The 13,658-nt window shown below is 70.9% G+C and carries 9 protein-coding genes; 3 read left to right on the top strand and 6 right to left on the bottom strand.

Annotation, left to right across the window (positions count from 1 at the left end; all coding sequences use genetic code 11):
* Window positions 1–45 precede the first annotated feature (45 nt).
* The 3 genes from DEJ43_RS29235 (at window position 46) to DEJ43_RS29225 (ending at window position 5,019) form a co-directional block, all read left to right on the top strand.
* Entirely contained in the window at window positions 46–1,329 is a 1,284-nt protein-coding gene (locus DEJ43_RS29235) for an HRDC domain-containing protein (protein ID WP_015037007.1), read from the top strand.
* A 340-nt stretch (window positions 1,330–1,669) separates the two neighbouring features.
* Window positions 1,670–2,884: a thiolase family protein gene (locus DEJ43_RS29230; RefSeq protein WP_041663019.1), complete on the top strand. Its 1,215-nt coding sequence runs from the start codon at window positions 1,670–1,672 to the stop codon at window positions 2,882–2,884.
* Window positions 2,881–5,019: a 3-hydroxyacyl-CoA dehydrogenase NAD-binding domain-containing protein gene (locus tag DEJ43_RS29225; protein ID WP_015037005.1), complete on the top strand. Its 2,139-nt coding sequence runs from the start codon at window positions 2,881–2,883 to the stop codon at window positions 5,017–5,019. Before DEJ43_RS29230 ends, DEJ43_RS29225 begins: the two co-directional genes overlap by 4 nt.
* A gap of 70 nt (window positions 5,020–5,089) precedes the next feature.
* Here DEJ43_RS29225 and DEJ43_RS29220 read toward each other — a convergent pair whose 3' ends face one another.
* The 6 genes from DEJ43_RS29220 to DEJ43_RS29195 all read right to left on the bottom strand — a co-directional run bounded on the left by DEJ43_RS29220 (window position 5,090) and on the right by DEJ43_RS29195 (window position 13,586).
* Complete coding sequence (locus DEJ43_RS29220) at window positions 5,090–6,184, bottom strand: PLL family lectin (RefSeq protein ID WP_015037004.1); 1,095 nt, start codon at window positions 6,182–6,184, stop codon at window positions 5,090–5,092.
* Window positions 6,185–6,292: 108 nt separating this feature from the next.
* On the bottom strand, window positions 6,293–7,807 hold the full coding sequence (locus DEJ43_RS29215; RefSeq protein WP_015037003.1) for an amino acid permease: 1,515 nt from the start codon (window positions 7,805–7,807) through the stop codon (window positions 6,293–6,295).
* A gap of 122 nt (window positions 7,808–7,929) precedes the next feature.
* On the bottom strand, window positions 7,930–9,888 hold the full coding sequence (gene dxs / locus DEJ43_RS29210; protein ID WP_015037002.1) for a 1-deoxy-D-xylulose-5-phosphate synthase: 1,959 nt from the start codon (window positions 9,886–9,888) through the stop codon (window positions 7,930–7,932).
* 255 nt (window positions 9,889–10,143) lie between these two features.
* A complete protein-coding gene (locus tag DEJ43_RS29205; RefSeq protein WP_015037001.1) occupies window positions 10,144–11,463 on the bottom strand; it encodes a sugar ABC transporter permease in 1,320 nt (439 codons plus the stop codon).
* Entirely contained in the window at window positions 11,460–12,248 is a 789-nt protein-coding gene (locus DEJ43_RS29200) for an ATP-binding cassette domain-containing protein (protein ID WP_015037000.1), read from the bottom strand. Before DEJ43_RS29200 ends, DEJ43_RS29205 begins: the two co-directional genes overlap by 4 nt.
* A gap of 273 nt (window positions 12,249–12,521) precedes the next feature.
* Window positions 12,522–13,586 (bottom strand): sugar ABC transporter substrate-binding protein, encoded by a 1,065-nt coding sequence (locus tag DEJ43_RS29195; protein WP_015036999.1) that lies wholly within the window; start codon window positions 13,584–13,586, stop codon window positions 12,522–12,524.
* Between the last annotated feature and the right edge of the window lie 72 nt (window positions 13,587–13,658).

The raw sequence follows: 13,658 nt of genomic DNA, 5'->3' as shown, positions 1-13,658 counted from the left end.
ACGTTCCGTCGACAGGCGCTTGCCGTTCACCGATACCCTTGACAGGTGACCGACGCCCAAGAGACCGCAGCAGACACAGCACTGCGCACCACCGGGGGCGGCCCCCCGGACGACGATGTCCCTGCGAATGGGCTTCCGATCCCGTTGCTGGAGCCCCGCGAGGGGATTCCGCCCGTCGTCGAGACCGAGGACGCCCTCGCCGAGGTGATCGCCGCCTTCGCGGCGGGCCGCGGCCCGGTCGCCGTGGACGCCGAGCGCGCCTCCGGCTACCGCTACGGCCAGCGCGCCTACCTCGTCCAGCTCCGCCGCGAGGGCGCGGGCACCGCGCTCATCGACCCGGTGGGCTGCCCCGACCTCTCCGGACTCGGCGACGCGCTCGCCGGCACCGAGTGGATCCTGCACGCCGCGACCCAGGACCTCCCGTGCCTGCGCGACATAGGCATGCTCCCGACCTCGCTGTTCGACACCGAGCTCGCCGGGCGCCTCGCCGGCTTCCCGCGGGTCGGCCTCGGCGCGATGGTCGAGTCCGTCCTCGGCTACGCCCTGGAGAAGGGCCACTCCGCGGTCGACTGGTCCACCCGGCCGCTGCCCGAGCCCTGGCTGCGCTATGCGGCCCTCGACGTGGAGCTCCTCGTCGACCTCCGGGACGCCCTGGAGAAGGAGCTCGACCGGCAGGGGAAGCTGGAGTGGGCGCACCAGGAGTTCGACGCGATCGCCGCCGCGCCGCCCGCCCCGCCGCGCAAGGACCCGTGGCGCCGGACCTCCGGCATGCACAAGGTGCGCCGCCGTCGCCAGATGGCGGTCGTACGGGAGCTGTGGACGGCCCGTGACAAGGTCGCCCAGCGGCGTGACGTCTCCCCCGGCAAGGTGCTGAGCGACGCGGCGATCGTGGAGGCGGCGCTCGCGGTGCCGGTGAACGTGACCGCGCTCATGGCCCTGCCCGGTTACGGGCACCGGATGGGCCGCCGTCAGCTGGAGCAGTGGCAGGCGGCCGTCGACCGCGCCCGCGCCCTGCCGGAGAGCGAGCTGCCCCAGCCGGGCCAGCAGGTGGCGGGCCCGCCGCCGCCGCGCGCCTGGGCGGACAAGGACCCGGCCGCCGCGGCCCGCCTCTCGGCGGCCCGCACGGCGGTCTCGGCCCTCGCGGAGGAACTGAACCTCCCGCAGGAGAACCTGATCACCCCGGACACGGTCCGACGGGTCTGCTGGGAGCCGCCGACGCCGGGCACCCCGGACACGGTCGCCGCCGCCCTCACCGGCTACGGCGCCCGCCCCTGGCAGGTGGGGCTCGTGACCCCGCTGCTGGTCGAGGCCCTGACGGCGAAGGCGTGACCCCAGCGCCCCCGGACCCCCGCACGGCCATCGGCCGTGCCCTCGAGCGCCGGGCGGGCTGGAGAATCCAGCCCCGCCGGCGTTCGAGGCGCGGGGTCCGGGGCGGAGCCCCAGTTCGGGAAGGGGCGGGGTGGGGAAGGAAGCCCGCCGCAGGCGCCCCCGCCCACCCGCACGCCCCCGGCCCCCCGCCGGGGGTTTCGCGTATCCGGGAGTGTGACCTTCACCGCTCCGGCCCCAGGGACTGGGCAGCCTGGTTACCCACAAGTAGCATGGGGGAAGCAAGCGCACGCTTAGGCGTGTGCCGCAGCAGTGCCATCCCGCACCCTGGAGGAGAGCCATCGTGCCTCGTACCGTCAGGGACGTCGTCTTCGTCGACGGCGTCCGCACCCCGTTCGGCAAGGCGGGCCCGAAGGGCATCTACCACGAGACCCGCGCCGACGACCTCGTCGTGAAGGCCATCCGGGAGCTGCTGCGCCGCAACCCCGGCCTCGACCCCGCCCAGATCGACGAGGTCGCCATCGCCGCGACCACGCAGATCGGTGACCAGGGTCTGACCCTCGGCCGTACGGCGGGCATCCTCGCCGGCCTGCCGCAGTCGGTGCCGGGCTACTCGATCGACCGCATGTGCGCCGGTGCGCTCACGGCCGTGACCAGCGTCGCCGGTTCGATCGCCTTCGGCGCGTACGACGCCGTCATCGCCGGCGGTGTCGAGCACATGGGCCGCCACCCCATGGGTGAGGGCGTCGACCCGAACCCGCGCTTCGTGTCGGAGAAGCTCGTCGACGAGTCCGCCCTCTTCATGGGCATGACCGCCGAGAACCTGCACGACCGCTACCCGAGCATCACCAAGCGGCGCGCCGACGAGTACGCCGTGCGCTCGCAGGAGAAGGCCGCCAAGGCGTACGCCGACGGCAAGATCCAGGCGGACCTGGTGCCCATCTCGGTGCGCCGCACCAACGCCGAGGGCGGCGAGACCGGCTGGGGCCTGGTCACCGCCGACGAGCCGATGCGCCCGGGCACCACCCTGGAGTCGCTGGCCAACCTGAAGACGCCGTTCCGCGTCCACGGCAACGTCACCGCGGGCAACGCGGCCGGCCTGAACGACGGCGCCACCGCCTCGATCATCGCCTCCGAGGACTTCGCCCGGGAGAACAACCTCCCGGTCAAGATGCGCCTCGTCTCCTACGCCTTCGCCGGCGTCGAGCCCGAGGTCATGGGCTACGGCCCGATCCCGGCCACCGAGAAGGCCCTCGCGAAGGCCGGTCTGTCCATCGAGGACATCGACCTCTTCGAGATCAACGAGGCCTTCGCCGTCCAGGTCCTCGCCTTCCTGGAGCACTACGGCATCGCCGACGACGACGCCCGCGTCAACCAGTACGGCGGCGCCATCGCCTACGGCCACCCGCTCGCCTCCTCCGGCGTCCGTCTGATGACGCAGCTGGCCCGCCAGTTCGAGGAGAACCCGCAGGTCCGTTACGGCCTCAACACCATGTGCGTCGGCTTCGGCATGGGCGCGACGGTCATCTGGGAGAACCCCCACTGGGAGGGCAAGTGAGCACCACCGCCGAGCTTCTGAAGGGCGCCGCCGAGCTCTTCCCGGACGAGGTCGTCACCAGCGCCCACGTACGGCACTTCGAACTGCCCGCGGGTGCGGGCCGGTTCGCGCTGATCACGCTGGACAACGGCTTCGACCACACCAAGCCGACCACCTTCGGCCCGCAGTCGCTGGCCAACCTGAACACGGCGATCGACCAGGTCGAGGCCGAGGCCGCGAACGGTGAGATCGTCGGCGTCGGCATCACCGGCAAGCCGTTCATCTTCGCCGTCGGCGCCGACCTCAAGGGCGTCGAGCTGCTGAAGAAGCACGACGAGGCGCTGGCCATCGGCAAGGGCGGCCACGACGTCTTCAAGCGTCTCTCCGCGCTCGCCGTGCCGACCTTCGCGTACTACAACGGCGCGGCCATGGGCGGCGGCGTCGAGGTCGGTCTGCACTGCACCTACCGCACCGTGTCGAAGGCCCTGCCGGCCTTCTCGCTGCCCGAGGTCTTCCTCGGTCTGGTGCCCGGCTGGGGCGGCTGCGCCATCCTGCCGAACCTGATCGGTGCCGAGAAGGCCGTCTCGGTCATCATCGAGAACTCGCTGAACCAGAACCGCCAGCTCAAGGGCAAGCAGGTCTTCGAACTCGGCATCGCCGACGCGCTGTTCGAGGGTGCCGACTTCCTGGAGCAGTCGCTCATCTGGACCGCCGGCGTCCTGACCGGCTCCGTGACCGTCGAGCGTCCCGAGGTCGACCGCGGCGAGGCCTGGGACCAGGCCGTCGCCAAGGGCCGCGCCATCGCCGACTCCAAGGTCCACGGCGCCGCGCCGGCCGCCTACCGCGCCCTCGACATCATCGAGGCCGCCAAGGACGGCGACCTGCAGAAGGGCTTCGACGCCGAGGACCAGGCCCTCGCGGACCTGATCATGGGCGGCGAGCTCCGCTCCGGCATCTACGCCTTCAACCTGGTGCAGAAGCGCGGCAAGCGCCCCGCCGGCGCCCCGGACAAGTCGCTGGCCCGCCCGGTCACCAAGGTCGGTGTCGTCGGCGCCGGTCTGATGGCCTCCCAGCTCGCGCTGCTCTTCCTGCGCCGCCTCGAGGTGCCGGTCGTCCTGACCGACATCGACCAGGAGCGCGTCGACAAGGGCGTGGGCTACGTCCACGGCGAGATCGAGAAGCTGCTCGGCAAGGGCCGCATCAACCAGGACAAGGCCAACCGTCTCAAGGGCCTGGTCTCCGGCGTCCTGGACAAGGCCGCGGGCTTCGCGGACGCGGACTTCATCATCGAGGCCGTGTTCGAGGAGATGTCCGTCAAGCAGAAGGTGTTCGCGGAGGTCGAGGCGGTCGCCCCGGCGCACGCGATCCTCGCCACCAACACCTCCTCGCTGTCGGTGTCGGAGATGGCCTCCAAGCTCCAGCACCCGGAGCGCGTGGTCGGCTTCCACTTCTTCAACCCGGTCGCGATCCTCCCGCTCCTGGAGATCGTCCGCGGCGAGCAGACCGACGACGCCTCGCTGGCCACCGCCTTCGGCGTCGCCAAGAAGCTGAAGAAGACCGCGGTCCTCACCAAGGACGCCCCGGCGTTCGTCGTGAACCGCATCCTGACCCGCTTCATGGGCGAGATCCAGAACGTCATCGACGAGGGCACGCCGGTCGAGACCGCCGAGAAGGCGATCGAGCCCCTCGGCCTGCCGATGTCGCCGCTGGTCCTCCTGGAGCTCGTCGGCCCGGCCATCGGTCTGCACGTCTCCGAGACCCTGAACCGCGCCTTCCCGGAGCGCTTCACCGTCTCCCCGAACCTCAAGCGGGTCGTCGAGGCCGGCAAGCGCGGCTTCTACGTCTACAACGCCGAGAACGGCTTCAAGCCGGAGCTCGACCCCGAGGTCGCCGCCCTCCTCGTCCAGGGCGACTCCGTCCTGACCGAGGAGCAGGTCCGCGACCGCGTCCTGGACGCGGTGGCGCAGGAGATCGGCCTGATGCTGGAGGAGGGTGTCGTCGCCGAGGCGCAGGACATCGACCTCTGCCTGATCACGGGTGCAGGCTGGCCCTTCCACCTGGGCGGCATCACGCCGTACCTGGACCGTGAGGGCGTCTCCGAGCGCGTCAACGGCAAGCGTTTCCTGGCGCAGGGCGTGGCGAGCGTCCCCGCGTAACTCCTCAGGGCGTACGCGTACGGCCCCGGCACCTTCCCCAGGTGCCGGGGCCGTTCCCGTGCGGGGCGGGTCACCCTATGGGGCGCCAGCCATCCAACCGCAGACCTTCCGCGCCGGCCCGCTGGCGGGCGGTGAGGACCCGGCCTCCGCCGGTCCGGGCCATCGCCACCAGACGCCCGTCGAGGTCGCTGGAGAGGACGGCGGTGAGCTCGGCGTGCCGCTCACCGGTCTCCGCCCAATGGACGCCCTCCGTCTCCCGCTCGCTCGGGAGGACGGCGAGGGCGAGCCGGCCGTCGGCGGACCGCTGGGCGAGGACCGTGGACTCGGCGCCGTCGACGAGACAGCGGGTGGCGTCGAGCCGCCCGGTGCCGACGGCCTTGCCGAGGACGGTCGGCTCCAGGGAGCGGTCCGGCGACCAGGCGCCCACCTGGCCCTCCTGGTCGAGGTAGAAGAGGGTGACGTGCCCGGAGGGGCCGGTCGTGGCCGCCAGGCTGCCCATGGTCACCGAGGCCGGCACCACGTCCTCGCGGACCGGTCTGCCGCCGGACTCGCTCTGGACGTACCGCACCAGGCCCTTCTCGTGAGCGGTGTACAGCTCGACGAAGCCGGAGCCGTTGGTGACGGCGACCGGCGAGGGGTCGGTCCTGGAGCCCTTCAGGTCCCACCAGGGGTGCCAGCCGCCGGTGTCCTTCTGCGCCCGCGCGCTCAGCCCGCCGCCGCCGTTGCGCATGAAGACGTACGCGCGTCCCTGGGCGTCCACGGCGACCGCGGGGTTGCCGGTCCACCGCGACGTGGCGTTGGAGTGTCCGATCGAACGCCATTCCAGGGCGGGACGCCCGGTCTGGAACTGGACGGAGTGGACCAGCTCGACGTGGCCCTCCCCCGTACCGGCCGGCCGCACCCCCACGAGGTGCACGTAGCGGTCGGCGCCCTGGCCGACGGCGAGGAACGGGGTGAGCCGGCCCGCGGGCCCCGGGCCCCCGAGGGAGACCGGCCCGCTCCAGGAACCGTCCGGCTGCTCCGTCCAGCGCACCACCTCCCCGTCCCGTGGCAGGTAGGCGCTGAACCGTCCCTCCACTCCTCTGGTGAGCCAGGCCCCCTGGAGCAGCGGGGCGGTGGAGGGGCCGTGGGAGCTGTCGGTGGGGGCCTGGGATCGATTCGCCATGGGGGGATCCAGCACTCCGGTCGTCGGGGGAGTTCGGGTACGGACCGACTGTAGTCGTCCTCCCGAACGCTCCCCTCCGCGCCTGGTGGATCTTGCGGAATCGCCCCCTCAGTACTTCGCCGCCTGTCCTTCCCGGCCGAGCCGGCTGTGACCGCGTCCGTACAGGAAGTACACGACGATGCCGATGACCATCCAGACGGCGAACCGGAACCAGGTCTCGCCCGGCAGATTGAGCATCAGCCAGACCGAGGCCGCGATGGAGAGGATCGGCAGCACCGGCACCCAGGGGGTGCGGAAGGCGCGGGGCAGGTCGGGGCGGGTGCGGCGGAGCACCATGACGCCGACCGCGACGACGACGAAGGCGAAGAGGGTGCCGATGTTCACCAGGGTCGCGAGCTCGTTGATGCTGGTGAAGCCCGCGACGATCGCGATGATCACGCCGAGCAGGATGGTGGGGCGGTACGGGGTGCGGAAGCGCGGGTGGGTCTTGGAGAAGAAGCGCGGCAGCAGGCCGTCGCGGCTCATCGCGAAGAACACCCGGGTCTGGCCGAGGAGCAGGATCAGACAGACCGTGGTGAGGCCGACGGCGGCGCCGAAGCTGATCACGCCGGCGTAGAACGGGTGGCCGGCGGCTTTGAACGCGTCGGCGAGCGGGGCGCTGACGGACAGCTCGGTGTAGTGCTGCATGCCGGTGACGACGAGGGCGACGGCCACGTAGAGGACGGTGCAGATGAGGAGGGAGCCGAGGATGCCCCGGGGCATGTCCCGCTGCGGCAGCTTGGTCTCCTCGGCGGCGGTGGCCACCACGTCGAAGCCGATGAAGGCGAAGAAGACGACGGAGGCGGCGGTGAAGATGCCCATGACGCCGAAGTTGGTCGGCTCGTACCCGAAGATCAGCTGGACGAGCGGGGAGTCCCAGTTGGAGCCGCCGCCCTCGGGGGTGACGGCCGGCGGGATGAAGGGCTTGTAGTTGTCGCCGACGATGAAGAACAGGCCGGCGACGATCACGATCATGACGACGGTGACCTTGATCGCCACGACGAGCGCGGTGATCCGGGCGGACAGCTTCATGCCGAGGACGAGGACGACGGTCAGCACCAGGACGAGGACGAAGGCGAGGATGTCGAAGGTGCCGCCCGCCACGTCGGGCCCTTGGAGCGACGCCGGCAGATGCCAGTCGATGTTGTCCATGAGCGAGCGGACGTACCCCGACCAGCCGACGGCGACCACCGCCGTACCCAGGGCGAACTCCAGGACGAGGTCCCAGCCGATGATCCAGGCGGGCAGTTCGCCGATCGAGGCGTACGCGAAGGTGTACGCCGATCCGGCGACCGGCACCGTGGAGGCGAACTCGGCGTAGCACAGGGCGGCGAGGGCGCACACGATGCCGGCGGCGACGAAGGCGAGGGCCGTGGCCGGGCCGGCGTTCTCCTTGGCGACCTTGCCCGTGAGGACGAAGATGCCGGTGCCGATGATGACGCCGACGCCGAACACCGTCAGGTCCCAGGCGGACAGGGACTTCCGGAGGGCGTGCTCCGGCTCCTCCGTGTCCCGGATCGACTGCTCGACCGTCTTCGTCCGGAAGACGCCGTTGTTGGCGCGTGGCTGCTGGTCCGTACTCACTCGTCGTACCTCCCTGCCATGGGGCTGCCCGCTCTGTGGTCAGGATGCACGCGAAAGGGCCGATCGGCACTCCGAAGAGTGAACCGATCGGCCCCTGAGGTGACGCGGGGTGACGTGACCCGTCAGTCGCGGGCGGGCTCCACGGCCCGCGCGCTGTTCTCGGGGGGGGTCCCCCCTGCCCGAGCGGAGCCGAGAGCTCGGGGGAGGTTGTCGAGTCGCGAGACCAGGCCGGTGACCTGGCGGGCGATGTCGGGGGCGGTCAGACCGATCTCGGCCAGGACCTCGCCGCGGGAGGCGTGGTCGAGGAAGCGCGGCGGGATGCCGAAGTCACGCAGCGGTACGTCGACGCCCGCGTCGCGGAGCGCCTGGGCGACGGCCGAGCCGACGCCGCCGACGCGGCTGTTGTCCTCGACGGTGACGACGACCCGGTGCCGCTCGGCGAGCGGCGCGAGGGCCTCGTCGACCGGCTTGACCCAGCGGGGGTCGACGACGGTCGTGGAGATGCCCTGCCGGTCGAGCAGGTCGGCGATCTCCAGGCACATCGGCGCGAGCGCGCCCACCGAGACCAGGAGGACGTCGGGCGTGTCGGTGCCCGGCTCGCGGAGCACGTCCATGCCGCCGACGCGGCGCAGGGCCGGTACGGCGGGGCCGACGGCGCCCTTGGAGAAGCGGACCACGGTGGGGGCGTCGGTGACCTCGACGGCCTCGCGCAGCTGGGCGCGGACCTGGTCGGCGTCGCGCGGGGCGGCGAGCCGCAGGCCGGGCACGACCTGGAGGATCGACATGTCCCACATGCCGTTGTGGGAGGCGCCGTCGGTGCCGGTGACACCGGCCCGGTCCAGGACGAAGGTGACGCCGCACTTGTGCAGGGCCACGTCCATCAGGACCTGGTCGAAGGCGCGGTTGAGGAAGGTCGCGTAGACCGCGAAGACCGGGTGCAGGCCGCCGGTGGCCAGGCCGGCGGCGGAGACCGCGGCGTGCTGTTCGGCGATGCCCACGTCGAAGACCCGGTCGGGGAAGGCCTTGGCGAACTTGTCGAGGCCGACGGGCTGGAGCATGGCCGCCGTGATGGCGACGATGTCCGCGCGCTCCTTGCCGAGGGCGACCATCTCCTCGGCGAAGACGCCGGTCCAGTCGGCGCCGGAGGAGGCGATGGGCAGGCCGGTGTCGGGGTGGATCTTGCCGACGGCGTGGAAGCGGTCGGCCTCGTCCTGGAGGGCCGGCTGGTAGCCGCGGCCCTTCTCGGTGAGGCAGTGGACGATGACGGGGCCGCCGAAGCGCTTGGCGCGCGTCAGGGCGGACTCCAGGGCCTCGATGTCGTGGCCGTCGATGGGGCCGACGTACTTGAGGCCGAGGTCCTCGAACATGCCCTGGGGGGCGATGAAGTCCTTGAGGCCCTTCTTGGCGCCGTGCAGGGTCTCGTAGAGCGGCTTCCCGACGACGGGGGTGCGCTCCAGGATGTCCTTGCCGCGGGCGAGGAAGCGCTCGTAGCCGTCGGTGGTGCGCAGGGTCGCCAGGTGGTTGGCGAGGCCGCCGATGGTCGGGGCGTAGGAGCGCTCGTTGTCGTTGACGACGATGACGAGCGGGCGGTCCTTGGCGGCGGCGATGTTGTTCAGCGCCTCCCAGGCCATGCCGCCGGTGAGGGCCCCGTCGCCGATGACGGCGACGACGTGGTCGTCCTTCTTGAGGACCTCGTTCGCCTTGGCGAGTCCGTCGGCCCAGCCGAGGACCGTGGAGGCGTGCGAGTTCTCGATGACGTCGTGCTCGGACTCGGCCTGCGAGGGGTAGCCGGAGAGGCCGCCCTTCATCTTGAGCTTGGAGAAGTCCTGGCGGCCCGTGAGCAGCTTGTGGACGTAGCTCTGGTGGCCGGTGTCCCAGAGGACCTTGTCCTTCGGGGAGTCGAACACGCGGTGCAGGGCGATGGTCAGCTCGACCACGCCGAGGTTGGGCCCGAGGTGCCCGCCGGTCTTGGAGACGGCGTCCACGAGGAACGTCCTGATCTCGTCGGCCAGCTGGTCCAGCTGTTCCGGGGAGAGCCGGTCCAGATCTCGCGGTCCCCTGATACGGGTCAGCAGAGCCACCCGTGCCTCCTTGCGTTTGAGCTGGTCGAGCTTGCCGATTTGTCGAGTCTAATGTTCCGTCTTGGATCGTGGGCATCGGGCCGGGGGAAGACGCGTCACCCCCACGACCTACAAGCCGCTGATCTGTACGGCCCCCGAAGCCGGTCCGCACGGCTTGACGAGGGTCGGTGCACTGCTCCGGACGCAGCAGTGCCCGGCGCCGGTTTCAGCGGCGCCGGGCGGTGTGGCGAGCGTTACGCGCGCGGGGACGGGTCCCTAGGCGCGTCCGGCCGTCTTCTGCGTCTTGCGGGAGACCGAGTCGATGATCACGGCGATGAGCAGGACCGCTCCGGTGATCATGTACTGGATCGCGTTGGAGGACAGGTTCATCTGGTTGAGGCCCTGGACGATCGACTGGATGACCAGGATGCCGAGGAGCGCCGACCAGACCTTGCCGCGTCCGCCGAACAGGGACGTACCGCCGATGACGGCGGCGGCGATGCACATCATCAGCTGGTTGCCGCCGCCGAGGGAGCGGTCGGCGCCGCCGGTCGCGGAGGCGAGGAAGAGACCGCCGATCGCGCCCATCGTGCCGGAGATCATGAAGACCGAGATCCGGATCCACGACACGTTGATGCCGGCCCGGCGGGCGGCCTCGATGCCACCGCCGACGGCGAAGACCTGGCGGCCGTAGGTGGTGCGGCGGAGCACGAAGTCGGTGACGAGCAGGATCACCAGGAAGATCACCAGGGAGAGCGGCAGGCCCTGCTCCTGGTTGAAGCCGTAGGCGGCGATGAGGACCAGGACCGCGAGGACGGCGGTGCGCAGGATGATCTCGCTCTGCGGGCGGTGCGGCAGCTCGGCGGCCTTGCGGCGGCGGGAGTCGCGCAGCTGGGCGAGGTAGAAGGCGGCGACGACGACCACGGCGAGGCCGTAGGCGGCGGCGACGTCGGAGAAGTAGTACTTCGTGAGGTCGCCGACGAAGCTGCCGATCGGGGTCGGGATGGTGGACTTGTCCCCCATCACCCAGGTCTGCAGTCCGGCCCAGCCGAGGAAGCCGGCCAGGGTGACGACGAAGGCGGGCACGCCGATCTTGGCGAAGACCAGGCCGTGGAAGGCGCCGAGCAGGGTGCCGGACAGGATGCCGAGGAGGATCGCGAGGGAGTCCGGCATGTCGGTGCCGAGGACGCCCCAGACCGATCCGGCGAGGCCCGCGACGGAGCCGACGGCGAGGTCGATCTCGCCGAGCAGCAGCACGAAGACGATGCCGACGGCCATGATGCCGGGGCCGACCGCGTACAGCGTGATCTGGTCGAGGTTGTACGAGGTGATGAAGTTGCCGGTGAGGGCCTGGAACACGATGCCGATGACGATGAGGCCGACCACGACGGGCAGCGAGCCGATCTCACCGGAGCGGATCTTGCGCTTGAACTCCTCGACGTACCCCTTGAAGCCCTGCTGGCGCACGAGGAGACGGGGGTCGACGGCCGGGATCGCGCCGGCGGCCGGGACCTCGGTCACCGGGGCCTGCTCGTCGGAGGTACGGGGGTCGGGCACCGCGGCCTCTTCGCTCGCGGTGGGAGGGGTGTTGCTCACTTCGCTACCTCCGCGTTGCGGGCCTGGCGGCGGGTCACGGCGTTGTCCGTGGCACCGGTGATCGCGGCGATGATCTCTTCGTGCGTGGTGGTGGCGACCGGGAAGGTGCCGTTGTTGCGGCCCAGCCGCAGCACGGCCACGGTGTCGGCCACGGCCTTCACGTCGGCCATGTTGTGGCTGATGAGGATGACGCCGAGGCCCTGCTCGCGCAGCCGCTCGACCAGGTCGAGGACCTGGGCGGTCTGCTCGACGCCGAGGGCGGCGGTGGGCTCGTCCAGGATCACGATCTTGGGGTCGCCGACCAGGGCGCGCGCGATGGCGACGACCTGCCGCTGGCCGCCGGAGAGGGCGGCGACGGGGATGCGGACGCTGGGGATGCGGATGGAGAGGGTGGAGAGCAGGTCCTTGGCCCGCTTCTCCATGGCGACCTCGTCGAGGACGCCGCCCTTCTTGATCTCGCGGCCGAGGAACAGGTTGGCGACCACGTCCAGGTTGTCGCAGAGCGCGAGGTCCTGGTAGACGGTCGCGACACCGAGGTTCTGGGAGTCGTGCGGGCGCTGGATCTCGACCCGCTCGCCCTCCCACTCGATGACGCCCTCGTCGATGGGGTGCACACCGGCGATCGTCTTGACCAGCGTGGACTTTCCCGCTCCGTTGTCGCCGACGAGCGCGACGACCTCTCCTGCGTGGACTTCGAGATCGACACCGGAGAGGACCTGAACCGCTCCGAACCGCTTGAAGATCCCGCGCAACGCCAGCACGGGCGTCTGGGACACGTGAACCAACTCCTTCGCCGCCCGCGGGCGGCGGCATGTCGCGCCGCCGGTGCAGCGCCGAAGTTTCGAGGGGGGGCTGAGCTCGTCCGGCCCCCGGACCGACAGCGGGGTCTGGGTCGGCCGGGGGCCGGACGGGCAGGGGGACGGATCCGGGCGGGTCCGCCGGCGGGCGTACGGGGTGGGGTTCACCTCCTGACGGAGGCTTCACCCTCTGTACGCGGGGCGGTGGCGGGATCCGTGGTGCCGGGCCCTCGGCGGGCCCGGCGGGCGGTGCTCAGGGGGCTACTTGATGCCCAGGGCGGTGCACTTGGCGGCCAGGTCCGAGGTGCACAGGTCGGCGGCCTTGTAGATGCCGTCCTTGATCACCGTGGTCTGGATGTTGGTCTTGTCGACCACGACCGGCGGGAAGAGCGTCGACGGCACGCCGTCGGTCGTGCCCTGCGCGGCGAGCTCCTTGCCCTTGAGCAGGTTCACCGCGAACTTGGCGGCCTCGGGGGCCAGCTGGAGCGGCGACTTGTAGATGGTGAAGGTCTGCGAACCGGCGATGATCCGCTGGATGCCCGCGACCTCGGCGTCCTGGCCACCGACCGGGATGTCCTTGATGCCGGCGTTCTCCAGCGAGGTGATGACACCGCCGGCCATGCCGTCGTTGGCCGAGTAGACCGCGCCGATCTTGTCCTTGCCGACCGAGGAGATCGCGGCGGACATCTTCTCGCCGGCGACCTTCGGGTCCCACTCGCCGGAGGCCTCGTAGGCGATCTTGCCGACCTTGCCGTCGAGGGCGGTGTGGGCGCCCTTCTTGAACAGACCGGCGTTCGGGTCCTTCTCGTCGCCGTTGATCATCACGACGTTGGCGGTGGCGGCCTTCGGGCCGAGCGCGGCGAGGAGGGCCTGGCCCTGGAGCTCGCCGACCTTGTTGTTGTCGTGGCTGACGTAGGCGTCGGCGCCCTTGACGGCGCGGTCGTACGCGACGACCTTGACGCCCTTGGCCTTGGCCTCCGTGATCCAGCCCTCGGCCTTGGTGGCGTCGACCGGGTCGAGCGCGATGACCTTGATGCCGTCGGCGATCAGCTGGTCGAACTGCTGCTTCTGCTTGACGACGTCGGAGACCGCGTTGTTGTACACGACCTCGCAGTCGGCGCAGGCGGCCTTGACGGCCTTCTCGAACTGCGGCTTGTCCAGGGACTCGTAGCGCGAGGTCTTGTTCTCGGGCAGGAGCAGACCGATCTTGGTCGAGCTGCCCTTGTCCCCGCTGTCGTCGCCGCCTGCCTTGCCGCAGGCGCCGAGCGTGAGAGCCATCGAGACCGCGGCCGTTGCTATGACGGCACGACGCGTCACTGCGTTCATGTGGGTTGCCTCCCTGACGAGGCCGCGACGTTGCGGCCGAGGTGGCACGAAGTCAACTCGGCCGTAACACCG

It is taken from the genome of Streptomyces venezuelae ATCC 10712 (assembly GCF_008639165.1).
In the GTDB taxonomy this organism is placed as follows: domain Bacteria; phylum Actinomycetota; class Actinomycetes; order Streptomycetales; family Streptomycetaceae; genus Streptomyces; species Streptomyces venezuelae.
This window is presented reverse-complemented; position numbering and strand designations above follow the sequence as displayed.